Annotated in this window: 15 protein-coding genes and 1 tRNA gene; 5 read left to right on the forward strand and 11 right to left on the reverse strand. The window is 60.2% G+C overall.

Going from position 1 to position 20,381, the window contains the following annotated elements; translation table 11 throughout:
- The first annotated feature begins 39 nt into the window (after positions 1–39).
- Positions 40–1,542 carry a pyruvate kinase gene (pyk, locus tag AC1DGD_RS14065; RefSeq protein WP_043436173.1) on the forward strand — a complete coding sequence of 501 codons (1,503 nt, stop codon included), beginning with the start codon at positions 40–42 and terminating at the stop codon, positions 1,540–1,542.
- Between the two features lie 129 nt (positions 1,543–1,671).
- Here the strand turns inward: pyk and AC1DGD_RS14070 are convergent, their stop codons facing one another.
- Positions 1,672–2,277: an ANTAR domain-containing response regulator gene (locus AC1DGD_RS14070; RefSeq protein ID WP_018772478.1), complete on the reverse strand. Its 606-nt coding sequence runs from the start codon at positions 2,275–2,277 to the stop codon at positions 1,672–1,674.
- Positions 2,278–2,482: 205 nt separating this feature from the next.
- Between AC1DGD_RS14070 and AC1DGD_RS14075 the strand changes: the two genes are divergently transcribed.
- A tRNA-Leu gene (locus AC1DGD_RS14075) sits at positions 2,483–2,564 on the forward strand.
- 354 nt (positions 2,565–2,918) lie between these two features.
- The gene (locus AC1DGD_RS14080) at positions 2,919–3,626 is read left to right on the forward strand and encodes a hypothetical protein (RefSeq protein ID WP_476857179.1); all 708 of its coding nucleotides are present in this window, start codon (positions 2,919–2,921) and stop codon (positions 3,624–3,626) included.
- Positions 3,627–3,703: 77 nt separating this feature from the next.
- Here AC1DGD_RS14080 and AC1DGD_RS14085 read toward each other — a convergent pair whose 3' ends face one another.
- From AC1DGD_RS14085 to AC1DGD_RS14100, 4 genes are all read right to left on the reverse strand, one after another.
- On the reverse strand, positions 3,704–4,789 hold the full coding sequence (locus AC1DGD_RS14085) for a hypothetical protein (RefSeq protein ID WP_476857180.1): 1,086 nt from the start codon (positions 4,787–4,789) through the stop codon (positions 3,704–3,706).
- 86 nt (positions 4,790–4,875) lie between these two features.
- Positions 4,876–6,090: an AAA family ATPase gene (locus AC1DGD_RS14090; protein WP_476857181.1), complete on the reverse strand. Its 1,215-nt coding sequence runs from the start codon at positions 6,088–6,090 to the stop codon at positions 4,876–4,878.
- On the reverse strand, positions 6,080–6,850 hold the full coding sequence (locus AC1DGD_RS14095) for a DUF6414 family protein (protein ID WP_476857182.1): 771 nt from the start codon (positions 6,848–6,850) through the stop codon (positions 6,080–6,082). The genes AC1DGD_RS14090 and AC1DGD_RS14095 overlap by 11 nt, the downstream gene beginning before the upstream one ends.
- Before the next feature lie 401 nt (positions 6,851–7,251).
- Complete coding sequence (locus AC1DGD_RS14100) at positions 7,252–7,725, reverse strand: hypothetical protein (RefSeq protein ID WP_476857183.1); 474 nt, start codon at positions 7,723–7,725, stop codon at positions 7,252–7,254.
- 260 nt (positions 7,726–7,985) lie between these two features.
- Between AC1DGD_RS14100 and AC1DGD_RS14105 the strand changes: the two genes are divergently transcribed.
- Entirely contained in the window at positions 7,986–9,464 is a 1,479-nt protein-coding gene (locus AC1DGD_RS14105) for a competence protein CoiA family protein (protein ID WP_476857184.1), read from the forward strand.
- Positions 9,465–9,979: 515 nt separating this feature from the next.
- On the opposite strand, the gene AC1DGD_RS14110 is transcribed toward AC1DGD_RS14105, so the two are convergent.
- Together AC1DGD_RS14110 and AC1DGD_RS14115 are read right to left on the reverse strand one after the other, a co-directional pair.
- Positions 9,980–11,047 carry a DUF4062 domain-containing protein gene (locus AC1DGD_RS14110; RefSeq protein WP_476857185.1) on the reverse strand — a complete coding sequence of 356 codons (1,068 nt, stop codon included), beginning with the start codon at positions 11,045–11,047 and terminating at the stop codon, positions 9,980–9,982.
- A gap of 50 nt (positions 11,048–11,097) precedes the next feature.
- The gene (locus AC1DGD_RS14115; RefSeq protein WP_476857186.1) at positions 11,098–11,556 is read right to left on the reverse strand and encodes a complement C1q domain-containing protein; all 459 of its coding nucleotides are present in this window, start codon (positions 11,554–11,556) and stop codon (positions 11,098–11,100) included.
- An 809-nt stretch (positions 11,557–12,365) separates the two neighbouring features.
- Here AC1DGD_RS14115 and AC1DGD_RS14120 point away from each other — a divergent pair.
- Complete coding sequence (locus AC1DGD_RS14120) at positions 12,366–14,555, forward strand: hypothetical protein (RefSeq protein WP_476857187.1); 2,190 nt, start codon at positions 12,366–12,368, stop codon at positions 14,553–14,555.
- A gap of 1,094 nt (positions 14,556–15,649) precedes the next feature.
- On the opposite strand, the gene AC1DGD_RS14125 is transcribed toward AC1DGD_RS14120, so the two are convergent.
- The 4 genes from AC1DGD_RS14125 to AC1DGD_RS14140 all read right to left on the reverse strand — a co-directional run bounded on the left by AC1DGD_RS14125 (position 15,650) and on the right by AC1DGD_RS14140 (position 20,354).
- Complete coding sequence (locus tag AC1DGD_RS14125; protein ID WP_476857188.1) at positions 15,650–16,471, reverse strand: acyl-CoA thioesterase domain-containing protein; 822 nt, start codon at positions 16,469–16,471, stop codon at positions 15,650–15,652.
- 519 nt (positions 16,472–16,990) lie between these two features.
- Positions 16,991–18,163, reverse strand: coding sequence for a cytochrome b/b6 domain-containing protein (locus AC1DGD_RS14130; protein ID WP_476857189.1), 1,173 nt, complete (start codon positions 18,161–18,163; stop codon positions 16,991–16,993).
- Positions 18,164–18,469: 306 nt separating this feature from the next.
- Complete coding sequence (locus AC1DGD_RS14135; RefSeq protein ID WP_476857190.1) at positions 18,470–19,459, reverse strand: electron transfer flavoprotein subunit alpha/FixB family protein; 990 nt, start codon at positions 19,457–19,459, stop codon at positions 18,470–18,472.
- Positions 19,460–19,571: 112 nt separating this feature from the next.
- Positions 19,572–20,354, reverse strand: a complete 783-nt coding sequence (locus tag AC1DGD_RS14140) for an electron transfer flavoprotein subunit beta/FixA family protein (protein ID WP_476857191.1) — start codon at positions 20,352–20,354, stop codon at positions 19,572–19,574.
- Between the last annotated feature and the right edge of the window lie 27 nt (positions 20,355–20,381).

Consider the following 20,381-nt stretch of genomic DNA (forward strand, 5'->3'; position numbering starts at 1 on the left):
TTCAACTTAATCCATGCAACACACCAGTAGGGTAGGTATATGAGACGCGCTAAAATCGTGGCCACTTTCGGACCGGCAATCGCAAGCTTTGACAACACGCTGGCCGTGCTGGAAGCCGGCGTTGACGTGGCACGCATGAACATGAGCCACGGCGATTACTCCGTGCACGACAACACCTACGAGAACGTCCGCAAGGCTGCGGGACAGCTCGGCAAGGCCGTGGCCATCATGGCTGACCTGCAGGGCCCGAAGATCCGCCTCGGACGTTTCGTCGACGGTCCCCACCTCCTGGAGGTCGGTGACACGTTCACGATCACCACCGAGGACGTTCCCGGCACCAAGGACATCTGCTCCACGACCCTCAAGAGCCTGACGGAGGACGTCAACCCCGGTGATGCCCTGCTGATCGACGACGGCAAGGTCGCCCTCCGCGCGATCGACGTCGACGACGTCAAGGTGGTCGCCCAGGTGATTGTCGGCGGCTGGGTCTCCAACAACAAGGGCATCAACCTGCCCGGCGTTGCCGTCAACGTGCCGGCGCTGAGCGAAAAGGACGAGGACGATCTGCGCTGGGCCATGCGCCGCGGCGTGGACATGGTTGCCCTGTCCTTCGTCCGGGATGCCTCGGACATCGTCCGCGTGCACGAGATTATGGACGAGGAAGGCCGCCGCGTGCCGGTGATCGCCAAGATCGAGAAGCCGCAGGCCGTGGAGCAGCTCCCCGAGATCATCGACGCCTTCGACGCCATCATGGTGGCCCGTGGCGACCTCGGTGTGGAACTTCCCCTCGAGGAAGTACCGATCGTGCAAAAGCGCGCCGTTGAACTGGCACGCCGCTGGGCGAAGCCGGTTATCGTAGCCACCCAGGTCCTCGAGTCCATGATCGACAACCCGCGCCCGACGCGCGCCGAGGCCTCCGACTGCGCCAACGCGGTGCTCGACGGCGCCGACGCGGTCATGCTCTCCGGCGAGACCAGCGTGGGCAAGTACCCGATCGAGACCGTCAAGGTCATGGCCCGGATCATCGAGTCCACCGAGGTCCACGGCCTCGAGCGCGTCCCCCCGCTCGGCACCAAGCCCAAGACCCGCGGCGGCGCCATCACCCGGGCCGCCGTCGAGATCGCCGACCAGCTGGATGCGAAGTACATCTGTACCTTCACCCAGTCCGGTGACTCTGCACGCCGCCTCTCCCGGCTGCGCCCCATCAAGCCGGTCTTCGCCTTCACCCCGGTGGAGCACGTCTGGAACCAGCTCGCACTGACGTGGGGGATCCAACCGGTCCTGGTCCCGATGGTGGGCCACACCGACGAGATGACGGCCCAGGTTGACCGCAGCCTGCTGGAACTCGACGTCGTCGAGGACGGCGACCTGGTGGTCATCGCCGCCGGTTCGCCTCCCGGAAAGGCGGGTTCGACGAACCTGCTGAAGGTCCACAAGGTGGGCGACCTCGCTGACATCGGCGGCCAGGGCGAAGCGGCAGTGGCCAAGGACAAGCTCGGCCCGTGGCCGGAAAAGAAGAAGAAGAACCGGGTCCAGGCCTAGTTCTGAAAGCTTGAACGCAAAAGGGAGGATCCCCGCCGGCTGGCGGGGATCCTCCCTTTTTGGTGCTTGGTGCTTAGTGTTTCGAGCGCGCGGCTGGCGGCCGCGGAGCGCGGCCGGAACCGCCGGCCGCTAGTTGACCTGGTTGATGATGGTTTCGGCAACCTCGCGCATGCTGAGGCGGCGGTCCATCGAGGTCTTCTGGATCCAGCGGAAGGCTTCCGGTTCCGTCAGGCCCATCTTGGTGGTCAGGAGGCTCTTGGCGCGCTCCACGAGCTTGCGGGTGGCGAACTGCTCCTGCAGGTCGGTGACCTCGCTCTCGAGGGCCTTGATTTCCTCGTGGCGGGACAGCGCGATCTCCAAAGCCGGGATGAGGTCCGCCGGGGTGAACGGCTTGACCACGTACGCCATGGCGCCGGCGTCGCGGGCGCGCTCCACGAGTTCTTTCTGGCTGAACGCGGTGAGCAGGACCACGGGGGCGATCCGGGCCTTGACGATCTTCTCGGCGGCCGAGATGCCGTCCATGACCGGCATCTTGACGTCCATCAGGACCAGGTCGGGCTTGAGCTCCTCGGCAAGCTGGACGGCCTTTTCGCCGTTGTCCGCCTCGCCGACGACGTCGTAGCCTTCGCCCCGCAGGATCTCGATGATGTCCAGGCGGATGAGGGTCTCATCCTCGGCGACGACAACGCGGCGCGCCGGCTGGGAAGTGGGGGTTGACTCCGTCTGTTCTGACACGGGAACTCCTTGGAAAGGTACGGCGGGAACTCAACCATCATAGGTTTTGTCCGCCAATGTACTTGGACCGGTTTGGTTCGATGCGGCGTCACTGGCGCGATTCTGGAATTCAGCCTATCTGCATGTAGAGTAATTTCGCGCACTGGAAGCGATCGCGTTGCTCACAGCACTGTGGCAGGCTGATTGTTACACCGGTGTACTCCGCGCCCGAGTGGCGGAATTGGCAGACGCGCCGCACTCAAAATGCGGTATCGAAAGGTGTGTGGGTTCGAGTCCCACCTCGGGCACAGTGTTTCCGCAGGTCACAGCTTATTGCCGTGAGTAGTGCTGACAAAGCTTGACTTCAGGAGTTGTTTGTGCGCTGTACCCGCTGCACGCAGAACCTCTGCGCACCGGTTCCCTGGAAGATGCAGCCGCGCCGCCGAATAGCCTCCACCGCCCGAACTTAATGTCGGGCTGCCGGTACCACTCCTGGCGGCCGAAGAAGCAAGGTCTTTTCCGGACTTGAGCGTGCAACGACTCTAAGTGTCGGTGGTGGATACGCGTATAACCTGTAGCGCGGAGCGACGGGCGCCGTGCGAAAAGCCTCCCGAGTCGTCATAATTGGCCGGGGCACGCACGTGATGTGATGGGATTTGGGGGTGGATCACAACAAGAAGCGCCGACGCCAAGAACGCTGGATCGCCACCCTAGCCGCATTAACCTTCGTACTCGGCTTTGGGATCTTAGTCGGACACACTGGCTTTCGTATCGACGCAGGGCCGCTCGGGAACTTGTACGGTCTAACGCCGAGCCAATGGGGCGTTCTGGTCTCGGGTTTGGTTGGTTCGATAGCGGGTGGAATCGTAGCAGTTTGGGTTCTGCGTCGAACCCTCGACCATCAGGACGAAAACCATCGCCGCCAGTTGGACCAAACACAGAAGCTGCATGTGATTCAACTTGAAGCACAAAAAGCAGAAGCAACAAGACAACGCGCCCACGCGATGGCAGCGGTCTTGTTGTCCGGCTTCTGGGGCCTCGCCAGGAATCCAAAGGCTTCGGCCGACGAGATGGTGCAGCATATCGACGCAATCATCCAAGCAGCACATAACCTGCGCTTGGAAAGCGAGCACTCCGATTTGGCCCAAGCGCTGATGAGCCTGAATGGGGAGTTGTACGACGCCCCTTCGGTCATTCCTGGTAACGAGACTGCGCGGAAAGAATTGCTCCGCATCACAGGTGCAGTTTCCGGTGCGGTGGTCCTGTGGTTTCAGGCGGAGGACCTCGCCACACGGCAGGCCACCCTCCGGTCCATCAAAAAATCGAAGGACGACGCGAAAAACTTGCTTCAGCCTGACCAACGCACCTGAGAGGAAGCTCGTCGCGGCCAATAACGGTACGGATCTGCCAGATCAGAAGCGCGAAAACAGAAGATTTGATCTTCACCCTAGTCGTTTAGAGGTAGTGGTCCGCGGGGATTTTCGTGGATTCCTCCCGGAGGAAAAAGAATCCAATCTGGAGCTACTACTCGCTCACCTACGCCGAATAAATGCCAACCGGTGCCGGCGTAGAAGACAAGAGTCAGGAAGAAAACTCCTCTGATCTGCTCCCCGACGTTGACACGGTAAACCCCGCTTGGGGCAGGAACAAGACGAACGTAGGCAACGTGCGGAGCTGGATACCAGACGTGGGTTCCAGTGCCATAATCCTCCAAGTCCTTTGCCAAGCGCTGCCAGTCTGAGTCCGACATATCAGCCAGCCCCGGGGCGTGTTGGGCAAATAAGGGGGTCAACGCGGTCGTGGTTACAGGCTCGTCGTCATCCCTGAGGATATTGAGGAAAGTAATGGCCATCCAGATCGGATTGAAGAAGTTCTGATCACCCAACTGGTGCTCACCTTCCTCTTTGGTGAGTTGTACCGGCGGTTGCTCTGACGTGATTTCCTTTAACCGGCCATCAAAGTCACGGCTCCAACGCACGTCCCGGGAGTCGATGAAGTCAACACTTGCTACGGGTGCTGCGGGAAATTGAAAGGGTCCCAAGTGCGCCAGCAGCCCCAATGAGATGTCCCATGACCGCTTGCTTCGCGCTGGCAACACTGGGATCGTCTCGGGTGCCGCTAAGGGACCGACTTGAACCCTAGGATGGCCCGCGCCTACCAAGATATGCACGTCAAATACCGGCTCGTTGCTCTCGTTGGCGGCATACAGGATGTCCTGTCGGCGGTACTGCCGACCCTGATCCGAACTTATGTATTCAGATTCGATCAAAGCGGAAACCAAGGAAGCCGCTGCAAGTCGCTCTGCCGAAGCCCGCTCCGCGCGCTCTTCTTTGAGAGCCGCCTGGGCTCTTCTGCCTTGAACGCTTCCCGCCAAGCCAAGCACGACAGCAACAGCTGTTGCCCCAACTGTTCCGAAAGCTTGCCAAGCATCCCACCACTCCGCTTTTCCTAAAAAATCGGACATCCATGCGCTGCTGCGGACACCGATGCTCCTGACGGTTATGGCAGTCGCCACCACGAGAGTCACAAGCATTTTTCCAACTTCAGGGACATAGCTCGGGAAGCACCTTTCACAGGCTCAGTTCGGTATTGAAGATTCAAGTCCAGGTCACACCGCATCTACAACGTGGTCTTGGCGGGCATGTCTGGCCGATCCTCATCATCGCTGAAATCCGAATTGGCTGAACCTTCCGTCGTTTCGGGACCAAGTATTGCACGCACGAGGATGGTGGATATCAACTCATCAGCCATCTTGCCGAGTTTCCGTACGTTACTGGATCGCGCTGCTAACGTGCCCAGCACGCTTTTGACTTGAGATACGTCTACGGCGTGACGTTCCTCGGCCTCGAGTGCTCCGACTCGGGCGTCGACTAAGCGGTGCATAACAAGACCAACTTCCTCTCTTGAAAGAGGCTCAAACTGGATCAATGCATCGAATCTGGAATACAACGCATCGCCTAGTACGTCCTGAATCTCTTTCTCGGACTCATAATTTGACGTACAGATGATCAGTGAGCGTCCGACATCCACTCGGTAGTTTTTGTCTTGAAATACACCGCCATCAAAGAACTGATAGAAAGCGCTGTGAAAGACGGAGGCTGCTTTATCGAACTCGTCAATCAGCACTACACCCGACTCACGGTCGAGTAGGTCGTGGGCAAAAGAAGGTTCAGAGTGCCCGCCTCCAAACAAGTACGAAGCAAATTTCTCGTTGTGAAACATCGAGAACTGTTTGCGCATGAGGGTGCCCCCGAGAAGTTCGTTGATGAACTGAGCGGTCTCCGTCTTGCCCACACCCGAGGGACCATAAAACATGATAACGACTGGTTTAGTGCGCACCTCTCGGGTAAGAGGATAGAGCGCCGCCAGAAGATCTTCTTTGACGTTTCCTTGACCTACCAGATGCTTCCCGAAGTCATCGCGGAACCGTTCAAGCGTCTTGCGAGTTACGGAGGGGTACTTGTAATGGAGTTCCTTGAACGTTTTGGAAAAGACTCGCTTGAGGTGCTCTTGTACGTGCACCGGGGGATTGTGTAGATGTAGTTCTTGAGGGTTGTGCGCCTGAACCAAGCCGGCAAAGTTAGTAATGACGTGTTCCTGAAGACTGGCGTAGTCGCCTGACTCGGCGATGAGGCGTTTTGGCCGACGCTTTTTTGGTGTGATCTGCTTCGGCTCGCCCTCGCGATCGGGCATAACGACTCTCAGCTGACGGTTGCTTTCTTCGCGCTTGAAGACGGCTTCAAGAAGGCCCTCGTTCTTTTTCTTCTCGCCTGTGGATTCCTCAAACCATGACAGGGGGCCGTAGTATATAGAAATTTTGGTGTCAGTCGGCATGCTCGACCCCTGCCAAAAGAACGTCAAACACGTTGAGGAGGGCTTCCTCCTTCACCTCAACCCCATCGAGTGCGTCCCGAACCCTGACCGGGGCGTCTCCATTGTTTGGATTCATCTCTGCAGTCATGGTTAGGCTCGCTTCTCCTGCTTTGCCAACTTGGATGCCATGGAAGACGAGATGCATGCGTCCCAGGTCAACCAGCCCGTAGTTGTTCCGGAACGCCCGGCTATTGAACCGCAGGATGCACTTCTTTCCCTCTGGATCGGTGCCCAACAGTTCGTAGTATCCTTTTGCAGCTTCAAGCGCATCACCTAGGCCCGCCAAGTTGATGGGCAGCTCATCCATCTTCAACATAGCCATGTATGGGGTGAACATTTTCATATAAGCGGCAGAATCTTTCGTGGCCGCAACATCGAGATCAGCGAGTCGCGTTACTCCAGGATGATCCTGGGCAAGCGCCAAATAGTCGGTCAAAATGGTGTTGGACAGCGTCTTGTTCAGGATGTTTCGTCCAAGATTTGATGCACTTGCACCACCGCCGACTTCCGCTGACCCCCCAAAAAATGGGAACCAACTGAACTTGGCTGCCGCGTTTGCCTCAGCTTTGCCGTGCATTTCTGCGACGCGTTCCTTCACCTGCTCTGTCGTCAGTGCCGTCCTCCCACCTGCCGATACGTCGAGCAAGTCCGACGCTGATTCTTCATCAAAATAGACAATCTTGATGAAGGAGATGCTGAGATCTTGTTCTTTTTCACCCATTGATTTGCCTCCGTTGCTCGTGTCGAAGGCGATCCGCCGACCTCGTTATAGCCGGTCTTTTGAAGCGGCTTCGTGCATTGATGAAATCACATTAGCGCCATGTATCAGCCACTTAAGTCACCAACGCACCAGACACCACTTGAGCCATGAACTGCAGGCCAGCGCGTGAAACCCGATCTGGGCAGGCGAAGCAGGAATCGTGTTGGCGTTGTTGGTCGCCGTCTTTGTTCTGGTAGGGGTCCATCCGCTGGGTTGAGGGGCCGTAGTGCAACTCATGTGACCGGCTACGGGACCGAAAATTCGCCGCGGAGCGTTGCGCCCAGGTTTTGGAGAGTTCTCATTTCCGAGGTCGCCGCGGCAGCGCCCTAGTTGCCCGGGGGTCCCCGCTCAGCACTCAGCACTCATGGGACGTGGTGCAGCAGTTTTAGGGCGGCGTCCCGGTCAACCGAATACACGTATCCGTTGTTGGAGCCGCCCTTCGCCGTGACCGGGCCCCGGCCAGGCGGCAGGATCCGGTAGGCGTCTTCCCGGGGAATCCGGACTTCGCAGAGAGGATCGGTGAGCACCAGTATGCCGTTCGTGTCGGTTGGCTCCTTGTAGCCGCGCAACGGTGGATAAGAAGGCGTCGGCAGCGTGGCCACGAGGCTGATGCCCTGAACTGCCGGGCTCTTAAAGTTCAGTATCACGTCTCCCGGCCGGATATCATCCAATGTCTCCCAGGATGCGACGCGCTGCCCGCGGGCGCCTTTCAAAGGGGCCCACAAGGTGCCGTCGGGGTAGACATGCCGGAAGTTCTGGGACTGGAATGCCCACCAGAAATTAGTGGCAGGACCGACAGGGACGGTGATCGGTGTGTCCTTCGCTGAACTGGTCATGCATTATTCATACCGGAAACGCAAGGATGCCTGAGGATCTTGCAAACGGGTCTGCCCCAACCGGCGCGCCCTGCTCTGTCTCTAGCAGCGGGCTCGAATCATCAACGGTTCTTGGTGGCGTCGTCGGCGGATGGCAGGTAAATTGACCGCCAGGTGACAATGGGCGTGGTGTTGGGGGGTCTTCGTTGCAGCTGGTGGCGTACATCAATGGTGAGCGAGTCGATGCGACTGAGATGGCTCATCGGCCGTGGCGTGATCTCGTGAAACATCCGCGCTATGCGGAGCTGGTGCTGAGTGAATGCGGGCTGCGGGCAAAACGGGTGACCTCCCACATGGGCCGCCAGTACTTCGCCCATTACCCGAGCCTTGAGTGCCCTGTCGTGCACAAGTCGGAGTCGCCCCAGCACCTGGCCATGAAGCAGGCGCTGAAGGACAGGATCAACGCGACCCCGGGGTGGACCGCCGAGGTGGAGGCCGCTCATCCCGAGCGGGCCTGGACTGCCGACGTCTTGGCCACCAACACGGACGGCCGGCGGCTTGCGTTCGAAGTGCAGCTCTCGCAGCAGACCGAGGAAGAGTTCGTGCGCCGGTCCCAGCGTTACGTGGACGATCGCATCGGCCCGGTGTGGGTTGTCCCCAAAGACTTCGATTGGTTCCGGGTGCAGCTGCCGATGATCGTAACGGGCTTCGGCAAGACCAGTAACCTGCCCGGGGATCCTGCTGAATTGATGGAGATGCTCGACCACCAGCCGCTCATCGGAAAGATGGCCCGGTCCGGGTCGATGGTGGACGCGGTCCTGCAACCAAGATTCAAGTGGCCTCACGGGACGCCACGGCACCAGTGGGACACCATCCGGCGACTGGAGGCTGAGCGCGCCGAAGCCGCGGATGCCGCCAGAGTGAAGGCTGCTCAGGAAGCCAAAGCGAGACAGCTCCTGGGCCAGGAGGAGGTGCAACGCAAGGCGGAAAGGGACTCGCTGTTCGCGGTTCAAGCTGTGGCACCGGACGTCGGGGCTGTACCCGCAGTTAAGGCGGGGATGAATGTGTGGGCGAGCATCGTCAGGTGTTCCGGCTCCGGCCACCCTTTCCTCATCTGGCGGCTGCTGGAGCCGCCGGCGAGGATTGATCTTCGCCCTTACCGGCCGGGCCCTGAAAGCCTGGACCGTGTCCTTGTCCCGGTCGAGGCCTGGCTTCAGGCCGCTGGCGGCTCGCTGGTCCGAGGCAAATTGGTCACCGTGAACCGACCCGGTAAGCCTCTGGGGTTCGCATGCCCTACATGCAACGACCTGGTCCAGGGGCGGTGGGTGTCGTCGATACCAAATTCGAAGTGGTCAGCAATTGCCGAACGTAGCCAGGCGGAGGTTGACGTTCCCAAGCCGCCGGAACCGGGCGCGCGCCCTGGGCCGCCAAGGGAGCAAACCTTCAGGCCTCAGACGGTGCACCGGCCGGCGCGCATTGAGGAAGGCCACCCGGAGTACATCGGCCCGCGGCCCTGGGCCCTCTGGATGTCTGAGGCCAGGGACGCGACCGAGATCGCCGCACGCCAGGCGGCCAAAGATGCCAGGGCAGCACGACTGCGGGAAATCGGCGAGAACCCACGCTACATCGGCAGCGCCAACGGATTCAGATTCCAGTGCAGTGACTGCGGCGGAACTTTCGAAGACGACAATGAGGGCATCCACGCGAACGCCCAGTGTCTGGCGCGTGGCGGCAGGCACCCGGCTGGCAGTTGGCGATGACGGGCGGTCGTGAAAGGGTCGCACCCATGAAGCCGATCATCCTGCTCGACTCGACGGCGTTCTCAACCCGGTGCTCCGGTCGCGGCCGGGAACTGCCCCGCTCTGTTGATACAGGGTGCGGCCGGTTGGCTGAGGCCTGCGAGGGGCAAAAAAAGAGGGTGTGGACACTGCCCACACATGCAGGGTCTGACTGGTTCGTAGTGGCTACGGTTTGCGCCGGATTCCGGATATTTTCGGAGCGCCAGAACCCGGACTGCGTGGATCATCCGACGGCCGCAAAGTCCGCTGGATAAGCACCTCGGTGCACCAGTTCCCGCCACCGACCGAATCCTCATTACCGGCAAGTAGTATCTGGAAGCCCTGGGGCACAGCAAAGCGGAGGGAGCGCGGGAGGAGCTGGACTTGCTCGTGGACCCGGACATCCTCAAGACATTCCGGAACCGGGGAGTGAAGCACTGGCGAGAGCTGCGGCTGGCGGAGCTGGCCAAACTCGACGACCGTAGCCCCGGGAAGCCTTAGCCCGTAACCTCCGCCGGCTGCTTTTTAATGGCGCGAAGCTTCATGAGAGTGTCCTTGCCCAGTTCAGTCAAAGCCCAGTACTTGTTTTTCTCTGTAACGCCGCGAGGCTTCTTGCCGTGCTCCGTTAGGTTCAGCGCAAAGAGTTGCAGCATGATGCGGTCAAAAACTGGCTGCGGAAGACCGACTAATTTTGCTTCACCGAAGTCGCTGGGCAGGAGGTCCGCATGACTACCTGTCAGGAGCCGGCGCGCAAAATTGTTGAGAGCCTTAGCAAGTTCTTCCTCGCTGGCTTCGTCGATAAGGCGGATTCCCAGTTCACCGATGATCTGGTTCCAGGTTACGGTTATTAAGGCTGTATGACGCTTGGTCTTGTCATATACGCCAAAGGGATCGTCCATGTCGGCGAGCTCTATGTAGTCACTGACGACTTCCATGTCGTAGGTGTCTTCGCCTGAGGCTAAATCCTCAGGAATGCGAGCTATTTCGATAGTTGACGCTTGGACTTCCAACTCAAGCTCTTTGACTTTGGCCCGCAGCTCAGCCAGCTCGGCCTGCGTTTCGGGTGTCATGGCGTGTTGACCTCGCACCCAACCTTCAGCTGGATATTGCTTGATCGCACGAATCATGCTGCGTGACACCACGGAGCCGAGTTCGGCAGCCGAAGTGTAGGGCTTCACAAGCCGGCTCATAACCTTGGCTCGGAATGCGTCCATTTTGGCCTGCATCTCAGGCTGACTCTTACTCAGGGCGATCTCTTCGGGCTTCGCGTGAACGAAACCAAGCACAGGCTTTCCAGTCTCAACCGCGTAATCGTACTCTTTCTCGGTGTAGCTGATGCCTTCAGGAGTAGTGCTGCCGTACCGGCCTCCAACGATCACCACGTAGTAGTCACTTTCGTCAATGACTTGCTGGATGAGAGTCCATTGCTCGTCGCTTGTGGCGGGAAACATTTCCATGCCCGCCGGGAGACAGTCCATCTCCAGAAGCGCCTGAATGACTTCGCGGCGCTCCTCGGCCAGGTCGGTGTATGTGGAGCTGATGAAGACTTGATAGCGGCGATCCATGTCCTAATGTCTAGCACAATCGACCGACATTCATGGGCCCGGGGCCGCGCTCAGCCCGGTTGCTTCCCTAACATGCGTTGGTGCTGTCTGAACCATTTGCTGTACTGGGGCCGGCCGGTTCGCAGGTCGCCTTCGATGGTCCGGAGCCATCTGACCCGCGCACCGTCCCGGAACGAGATCGGGGGAACGTCCAGACTCCGATATTTGGTTTCCTCGCCCGGGTGGAGCACTTGCCGCGCTCCCTGACTAATCTGCCGACCGCCGTGGTCGTAGAAGAAAACGTCGTAGATCGACTCGTCGCTGTTATTGCGGATATGAAACCAGCGGTCCTCCATCGGCTCACCCGGTATGAAGTAACTGAAGTAGTAGACAACTCGGGGGGCCTGGGACGTGCGGCGCAGCGCGGCATCTCTGCGGATGACGTAGAAGGTGGCGAAGAAGGCGGAGCCGGCGAATAAGGCAGACGCCCATTGCCCGACGGTGCCCCAGGTGTCAGGGTCGAAGTTCATTGGTCCCCTCGACGAGAATCGACCAGGTCTGCTGAACCGCGTTCTCAAGTACGAGGATGAGCTTAATGAGAGTCTGTGAGGCTTTGTCGTACGGCCGCTGGTGTCCGTCACGCCTAGCATCAGCCAAAGCCTGCATGGCGTCAGCAATCGCCGGAAAGATCGCATCGGCCGCCTTACGTACCTCGTCGGAAGCGTACAGGCGAAGATGACTCGGCATGAGCCTCCGCGCGAGAAGGGGCAGTCCAGAACCCCCAGGGAAGGAGACTTTTCAACGACTGAACGACCGGGACGACGAGAATGTCATACTTCTCCTTGGATCGTGCGAGTTCGTCTCAGACGTACCGCCAATACCCACCTTCTACTGGCCAAGTTCCAGCGAATAGGGCAGTCGCTAGCGTGTCATATCGACTGCTCACACTGTCCAAATGGCGCCGGGGTAGCGGCGCTTCATGCCTCCACTCGTGCACGTTTGCAGGGTCTTTGTCCATCGCCCTCGTCTACCTTGGGACGACCCACCTCACCGATTGCCGTAGTCGGCGCCTCACGATAAATTGCCTCCAGCAGGCCAACAGATACAGCCCGATAAAAGAGCGCGCTTACGGCAGCGGCGATGCTGCCGATCAGGTGTACGGACAGGGGAGCGAGTGGGGGAATCACCGTACAAGATCAGTCTGATTTCCGGAAGGGCAGTTCTGCCTCCAGGAGGGGTTGCCTGGTACTTCGCCGAGTGGCACGATGCAATCGAGAAGATCCGGTTGTTCAAGGAGCGGACAGTCGGTCGGCGGATTGGCCATCGGGAGCGTATCCCTGTGGAGCTTGCTTTGATCCATCGCCCGGACAATGACTACAACCCGTATGCGATCTCAATTGCAGCGCCCGCTCACTATGGCGGGGACCGAGACAGCAGGTTCTTCGGATATTTCTACGACCACCAGCTTCAAAAGGTAGGCATGAGACGCCTTGCCGATCTTTCGGATGAATTGGGTGGTGCGGAGATCAGCTGCACGGGAATTGCTACTGAAGACGGACTGGAAGTTGATCTTCCGGAACCGGAGGAGTTGGCAACAGCCATAGACGACTTCCTTGGCTACGACGACACGAGAACACATAAGCGGAGGTCGCCAGCCACGGAAAGTGCACTTTCGGCGTTGCAGGTCTTCGCACACGAACCAGTGCCTGTAGGAGCGCTGCGTCTGACGACATGCTTTAGCGGTGCTGGTCGGAGGATAAACATCGAGGATAAAACGTCCCGGCGACTGGTGGGTCATATCGACCGCGGCTATTTGCTCCTCGAAGACGAACGTGACAGAGACTCGGTATCGAGTCTGCTTTCCAGATCGGGCCTGCGGATAACCGGCCCCGTCGGTACGGGCGCGGTCCCGCTGGAAGCTGACTGGCCCGTAACACGGGTGCCAAACCTTCAAGTAGACGTCCAAATCGAGGTATACCTGTTCCCTCCACGGGAACCAATAGGCCGATACAACCCTAAAACGCGAAAGTTGTGGGTCGAAGACAGCCGGCTGGTCGGACCATCGCTTTGCTACGCGGCGCGTCTAGGTCTTTCCGTAGCTGAAGTCGGGCTTCCCAAGCGACCTTGGAGACTCGACGACGAGGTCGCCTTTGACGAACTGAGGGATTACGGCCGACATAACAAATTTGCAAGCAAGCAGGCAAAAGCTGCTGCACCCATAATTCGCACTCTTCCAGACACCGTTCGTGCAGCCGGGCTGGAAAGGCTGATAACAAAGCGCATGATTGACGTGGAATCATTCCGCATTACGCAGGGCGCCTTGGTCGAGAAAAATGATCAGTTTCGACTCAACGAATTATTTGTACTCCAACGGCAGGAGCTATTCGGCCAGCACACTTTGACCGACACATCAGGGATGTGCAGGCTATGTGGACAGAAGGCGTGGACATTCACGACGATCGTCTGCACGGAGTCACTGACCTATTGCCAACAATGTCTGGAGTTCGCGAGCGAGGGCGTCTTCGAGCACTGGGGCAAAGCAGCTGACGCGCTGACGATGCTGGCAGAACTCGAATTCAGCAACGTGCCGATGCTGAAAGCGCAGCTAGACACTCTGCACATTGATCCACGAAGTCCCGTGCCACCCGAGGTGATCGACAAGCTCCTGCTGCTGAGGTTCACGATCAAGCGCGCCAAGTTCCCATGGACCCTCCTCCTAGAAAGAGCAGGCTTAGCGGAAAACGGTTTACGCTTGAGCAGAGGCACCCTCATTCGTGCCCGCGACGGGCATAAATGCCTTTCGCTAGGCGAAAAGGCGGTTTGCGACTTCCTGCATCAGTTTGGTATCAAACATGAGCGCGAGCCAATGTACCCCCTGGATCCAGACCTAAACCCTCTCGGCCGCCGGAGGGCCGACTGGAGATTGGCTGACGGCACTTTTGTAGAGCTATGGGGATTGCCCGACGACCCTGTCTACGCTACGAAAATGCGAGAAAAGCGCGAGCTTGCGGAACGACATGGGGTGGCACTCATCGAATTAACAGTTCGCGACCTTCCTGCGCTGCCGCTGGTGTTCGCGCCGTGGCTGCCGCCTGGGACGCCGGAAATGACATCCTGGGTATGGTCGCCTGTCGTGAAGCCCTTAACTACCACGCCCAAGAATAAAGACAGCGAAGGAATGGGTCGAAATGCATTCAACGCAGATGCGCGGAAGGAGCGGATGGAACGTTGCCGCCGAGCGTTAGAATTGCAGTCACTCGGATGCAGCAGGAAAGAAATCGCAGAAGCGCTTGGCACCAGCGTAGACGGCGTCAAAGTGTTGCTGCGTGATGGCAGATTCTTCTCCGACCCTGCCTCGAACGAGGAACGACTGCAACGGGCTAGTGCTGCTGTTGTGGCCCAGCGGCGTGGACTTACTAAGGCACAGTTCAAAGCAGAGAGCGGCTTCGCTGACCCCCAAGTCAATGAGTCATGGAAGGACGCGGACGTCCTTCACCCATCGTCGCCGGCGGGGTCTCCGTTAACCTGACAAAGGAATCGAAGCGCAGTCGGAACTGCAAATTGTCGCGTCTATTCAATAGGTGACTCCTCGCACCGGTCGGGGACCACTGCGCCGATAGATCCCTCATTGGGAGGCACAGGATCACTTCGTGGCCTATCTCCGGGCCTTGGCTAAAACGCCCATGATCGGCGTTCCGTCCAGCTGACAGGTCAGTCTCCTCTTGGGTTACATGTTCGGCACTCGCCACCAGCGGCCGTGACTAGCAGACTCCGGTAGTCAAAGACCGTGGCGTCTCATGCTCCATCGCTCAGCTATTCGGATCGGTCGATGAGAACGGAATCGGGGCGAGCAAATGCCAACTGGGTGTCCCCGCCGAGGTCCTTCGCTTGCCGCACGCGTCGGTGACTTGCCTGTCGTCGCCGGCGCTTCCCTTGGTGCACGTCGTTCACGATACGAAGAGGCGGCTTGTCATTCGCGACCTTCGTTAGATGCCGACGGACTGGGCAAAGGGCTGTTGACAGTGTCAACACTTTTTTGCCTTGGACTGGTTCGTACATCGGCCGGACGGTCTCGGACTGCCCATGTTTTTGCGGGTTCCGAGTGTTTGCAAGGGCTGGAATGCAGTTCGAGTCCCACCTCGGGCACAGTGTTTCCGCAGGTCAAAGGCTATTTGTCTTTTTGCTGTTGACAAAGCTTGACATGGATAAAGCTAAAGGTTTAACTGCGGCCCCTACCGGCGCGGTTCCCGAACCGGCTGTTGCTGACGAAGGCCTCCACCTTCTATACGGCAACTGTTGCGCGCGGCATTCGGGCCAGCAGCGGCGAGTTGCTCATTGCCGCGGGCTTGGAGCCACGAGCGTCACGTTGGGTCTCAGACTGGTTCAATACGGTGACGTAAAAGGGAAATCAACCCCTATTCTGACGGCTCCGCGGCTGTACCTGGCGTCAGGATGGGGTGTGCTTCACCCCGATAACCGCGAAAGGGCATCTGGTAGTCCGCTCCAATCACACGGCCAACAAATCACCAGCGTGCCGGAGTCACATCGGCTAGGCCCCCACGGTTCGATGCCAGGCCTGCTGGAAACCATGAACCTTTGCTTAGTAAGCCGGGCGCGCGAGCTCTATTGGGCTTGACGGAATAAGGCGGTGGCCTGAACGAAGGCTTTGCCGGTGCTGCCTGGTTCGGCGCTGAACAGTTCGACGTCGACGACCCGCAGTGACGAACCGGCATAGCACACATGTGTTCGGGTGGCGATTTCACCGAATGCCGGTCGCAGGTAGGCAGCCCCGAGCGACTGCAGGTCGTAGCCGGTTCTGTCGGGCATGGCTTGTTGGGCGGCCAAGGCGGCCATCATCATCAATGCGCCGCCGTGGAGGGCCCCTTGGGAGTTGCGGAGGAGGTCTTTGCGGGCAAACCCGAGTCCGGGAACGAAGCTTTGGGCGAAGTCGGGGCGACCACCCGGCAGGACCGGGGTTGCGGGACCAGCGGCGAGCAAGGCACCCAAAGAGGCCCCTTCCTCCTCGCCGAGCGGTTGCTTCGCTAGGGCCTCGAAACGGTCCAGCCCTTCTGAGGTGTTTCCCTCTGCGCGTTGGAACCAGCCGGTGCCCTGGACATATTCGGTCCCGTCCGGACCTTGGAGTGTTCCTGTGGCCATTCCGCCGGCCTCATCGCCCACCAGCGCCCGGGTCCAGGCTTCGAGGACGGTTCCGTCGGCGGGCAGCGGGCGCATGAAGTTAAGGTGCAGTTCGGTGGTGACCACCCAGTTGAGCCCATCCACGCTGGTGCGGAGGGCGGCGGAAAGGGTGTTGTCCAAGATGACGGCGGCGGCGGCGCCTGTCGGGCGCCCGTCCATATCGAGGACCCAGTGGCCGGTGTCCATGACACCCTTACGAATGCCAAGAAGCCCGTCGGGACAGTCCGTGAGCAGGCGTACCCTCATCATTTTCTCCACAGGGCCCGTTATGGTCGGGCGTTTGACCGGCAGTTGGGGCACGTCTGTGGGTGGTTCAGCGTCCGTGCGAGCCTTAGTCGCCGGGCCGTGCGGTGGTTGTTGGCCGGAAGCGGTCATTGACACGGGGTCACACCTTCGGTTGGTTGGGCGGTCGATTCAGCAGAACTACGCAGAATGGCGGGTAGATCCAATTCATGGAGCTTTCCTCGGGGAAGTTGCTCACGTGAACAGGACAGGAGAGTCAGCAGGCTAATAGTCGGTCTGCAAGCGAGCATTGCCGCTTTGCACCCACACGGTTGAGGCGCCGTCTACGTTGGGCATGACGAATCCTTGGCCCATAAACCGGGAAGGCGCGGGTCGGTCCCAGTCTTCGGACTGCAGGGGTTGCCACCAGCCCGTCTCGGGGCAGTGTTCACCCGAGCGGATAGCGAGAGTTCCTCTTCGCGTAGTCATAACGGTCCTCAGATAAGAAGTAGTGGCTGGACGGCCGCAGGCGAGTATGCGTTCGGCCTATTTCGTGACTTTGCCCATGCGGGTTGCGATGGGTGTGGTGAACAAAGGTTGGGCCAGGAACCAAGCGCCGGTAACCGTGGCCAGCGATGCCAGGAGGACTACGAGACCCCACCAGTCCACAACGTCCCGGGAGGTGTACATGTGGTTCAGGTTCCGTAGTGCCCCGGTGAAGAACACCAGGAAGATGTGCACGATGGTGAACCCCACGAAATAGAGCATCACCGGGAAGTGCACTGCGCGGGCCCACTCCACCGGGTAGGCCTTGTTGAGCCGGTCGGCCTTCTCCGGCCACCACGTGGAGAACCGCATTCCGGAGAGTACAGCCAGCGGGGCAGCGATGAACACGGTGACGAAGTAGGCCATGACCTGCAGGGCGTTGTAATGCACCCACCCGTTCTCGGAGGGCCAGTCGAGGGAGGCATATTGGACGGCTGCGGAGAGCATGTTGGGGATAGCGTCCCAGTGCGTAGGCACAATCCGCATCCACTGTCCGGTGGCGAACAACAGCACCACGAACACCAGGCCGTTGACAACCCAGAGTACGTCCAGGCACTGGTGTAGCCATTGGGTGAGGGAGACCTTCTTCGGGCTGTTGCCCTTCGGAGCGAAGAAGGAGTTCTTCTTCGGCGTCCAATAGCCTGGGGGTTTGCGCTCGGTGCGGACCTGCAGGCCGGTACGGATAATCAGGACGATGAAGAACATGTTCAGGAAGTGCTGCCAGCCCAACCAGGACGGGATGCCCTCAGGGGCTGACCCCGGCTGCGATCCGTGCCCGTCGTAGGTGGCAATAAATTGCTGCACTCCTTCGAGGGTCCGCAGCCACCGGGCGCCCAATACGACTGTGGCAGCCAGGACCAGCAGCCCGGCGACAATCCCGACAGGCTTCACCCACCTCGGAAGAGCGGTCGGTGCCTGGACCGTTCCGCCTGCAGCGGGGGTCCCCGTGCCCTGAGCTCGGGTGGCGGCTCCGGCGCCCGCAGGGGTCGGGGCGGCTGACGGGCCTGCGGCCGGTGTGGAAGCCGGGGCGCTGCCCATACGTGTTTTGGGGGAACCCTCCTTGCGGGTTGCCGCCGGGGCCATCTGCACGGCGGTGGGAGTTGATGCTGCCGCGTCAGCCGGGGTCTCCGCGACGGACGGGGCCTCGGAGAGTGCCGGGGCAGTGCTGCCCATGCGTCGTTTCCGTGCGGGGGGTGCCGCTGCCGCCGGTGGCTTGGTACTCGTGTCTGCCCTGGCCGCGGTCTTCGCTGTGACGGGTGCATCCACCGTGGCCTGGGAGTCCGACGGCGTTGCTGCCGAGGGGCTTGATGCGGGCGGCCGAGGGTCGCTTGCCGGCACGCCCGGGGGAGTGTCCAGCGGCTTATAACCTGCCATGCGGCGCGGGGCCGTTGGCCTGCCTGGGATGTGATCGCTGGTCATTGTAAGTGTCTGTCCTAGGTTCGGGGGATGGCATACGTCGCGGCTGCGTCCGGGCGCCTGTCAATTGCGGCGGTTATTGATTTCCTTGATGAGCTGCGGGACGACGGCGAAAATGTCCCCGACTATCCCGAAGTCGGCGATGTCAAACATTGGGGCGTCCTCGTCACTGTTGATCGCCACGATTGTCTTGGCGGTCTGCATCCCGGCGCGGTGCTGGATCGCCCCGGAGATTCCGAGGGCTACATACAGTTGGGGTGTCACGGTTACCCCGGTCTGGCCGACCTGATAGGACTGCGGCACGTAGCCGGCGTCCACTGCTGCCCGGGAGGCACCCACTGCGGCACCCAGGGCGTCGGCGAGCTCTTCCACGAGGGAGAATGCGTCTTTGGAACCAACACCCCGGCCGCCGGAAACCACGGCTTTGGCCCCACGCAGCACCGGACGCCCGCTTTCGGCCGGGATATCCGTGAGCTCGACGATGTTCGCTCCCCGAGCCGCTTGGGTGACGACAGCCGCGGTGGCGACCTGCGGGGCCTCAATGGCCTGCGCACGGGCTTCGACCGAGCCTGGACGCACGGACACGATCATCAGCCCGCCTTCCACGGTGGACTCGGTGGTGTAGTCGCCACCGAAGACCGCGTGTGAGGCGATGACCTCCTGGTCGTCCTCGTCGTAGCGCACCCCGACCACGTCTGCGGACACCGACCCGTTAGCGACTATGGCCAACCTGCCGGCCACCGCCTTGGAGTCGTTTGTTCCCGGTACCAGCACCAGTCGTGCGGAGTAGGCCTGGATGGCGTCAGCCAAGGCGCCGACTTGCGCTGTGCCCAGCCCTGCGGCAGCAGGGTCGGCTTCGGCCACGTATACGTGGGCGGCGCCCAATGCGCCCAATTGTGCAGGCAAGTCTTCTCCAGTTCCGGGCGCGGCGACGACGACAGCCACGGGGGTGCCGATGCCGGCAGCCGCCCCGAGCAGGGATGCCGCCGTCGACTTCGGCGAACCGCCGCCGGTGGTCTCAATCAACACGAGTACATTTCCAATAGTTGCCATGATGGGTTCCTTTACCTCTTGGCCAGCACCGGTTAAGAATGCTGGAGGCTGCGGGGGCTGTTCAGGGGCCGCCCGGATTCGACTAAAGACAGGACGGGGATGGGGTGCCCGGTCAGACCAGGTGGTTGGAGATCAGGAAGTCGGCCAACTGCGCTGCTGCAGTGCCGTCGTCTGTAATTTTCGGGCCGGCCTGCTTGGGCGGGCGCGCTGTGGCCGAGACCATGACGGAACGCACGGAGGCCGTGTCCGGCCCGGCCTGGATTCCCAGATCCGCTAGTGACCACGTCTCCAGCGGCTTCTTCTTGGCGGCCATGATGCCTTTGAAGTTGGGAAACCTGGCCTCCGCGGTTTTCTCCGTCACGGAAATCACCGCCGGGCACGCCGAGGACAACCTGAGTGTGCCTCCATCAACCTGAGCCCGTCCCGATACTTCGTTTGCAGTGATCGCAAGTTCATCCAATCCCGGCAGCACTGGCCAGCCCAGAATCTCGGCAATCATGGCAGGGACCATCCCGCCGCGCCCATCGGTGGCCTCATTGCCGGCCAGCACCACGTCGACGTTTCCGATCTTGTCAATCGCGGCTGCCAGCACCCGGGACGTCTGGACCATGTCCGAACCCGTCAGGGCCGGGTCTTTGACTAGCACTGCCGAATCCGCGCCCATCGATAAAAGCTTCCGGAGCGCCTTATTGGCGTCCTCCGGGCCCATGGTCAAAGCAACTACTTCCGCGTCGTTGGTGGAATCCTTGACCAGCAGTGCATTTTCCAAGGCGCGCTCGTTGATCTCATCGGGCACCGGATCTGACGCGGCCCGGTCCAACAGTCCCGACTCCAAATCGATCTTGCGGTCCGACCAGGTATCCGGAACCTGCTTAGCCAATACGACTATCTTCACTTCACTTCTCCTTCTAATAACGCATTC

Source organism: Arthrobacter sp. 05T45 (genome assembly GCF_056395875.1).

Excerpts from the sequence above, each read along its gene's own strand:
- pyk (WP_043436173.1), top strand. The coding sequence starts at position 40 with ATGAGACGCGCTAAAATCGTGGCCACTTTCGGACCGGCAATCGCAAGC.
- AC1DGD_RS14085 (WP_476857180.1), bottom strand. The coding sequence starts at position 4,789 with ATGCTTGTGACTCTCGTGGTGGCGACTGCCATAACCGTCAGGAGCATC.
- AC1DGD_RS14090 (WP_476857181.1), bottom strand. The coding sequence starts at position 6,090 with ATGCCGACTGACACCAAAATTTCTATATACTACGGCCCCCTGTCATGG.
- AC1DGD_RS14095 (WP_476857182.1), bottom strand. The coding sequence starts at position 6,850 with ATGGGTGAAAAAGAACAAGATCTCAGCATCTCCTTCATCAAGATTGTC.
- AC1DGD_RS14100 (WP_476857183.1), bottom strand. The coding sequence starts at position 7,725 with ATGACCAGTTCAGCGAAGGACACACCGATCACCGTCCCTGTCGGTCCT.
- AC1DGD_RS14110 (WP_476857185.1), bottom strand. The coding sequence starts at position 11,047 with ATGGATCGCCGCTATCAAGTCTTCATCAGCTCCACATACACCGACCTG.
- AC1DGD_RS14115 (WP_476857186.1), bottom strand. The coding sequence starts at position 11,556 with ATGAACTTCGACCCTGACACCTGGGGCACCGTCGGGCAATGGGCGTCT.
- AC1DGD_RS14125 (WP_476857188.1), bottom strand. The coding sequence starts at position 16,471 with ATGATGAGGGTACGCCTGCTCACGGACTGTCCCGACGGGCTTCTTGGC.
- AC1DGD_RS14130 (WP_476857189.1), bottom strand. The coding sequence starts at position 18,163 with ATGGGCAGCACTGCCCCGGCACTCTCCGAGGCCCCGTCCGTCGCGGAG.
- AC1DGD_RS14135 (WP_476857190.1), bottom strand. The coding sequence starts at position 19,459 with ATGGCAACTATTGGAAATGTACTCGTGTTGATTGAGACCACCGGCGGC.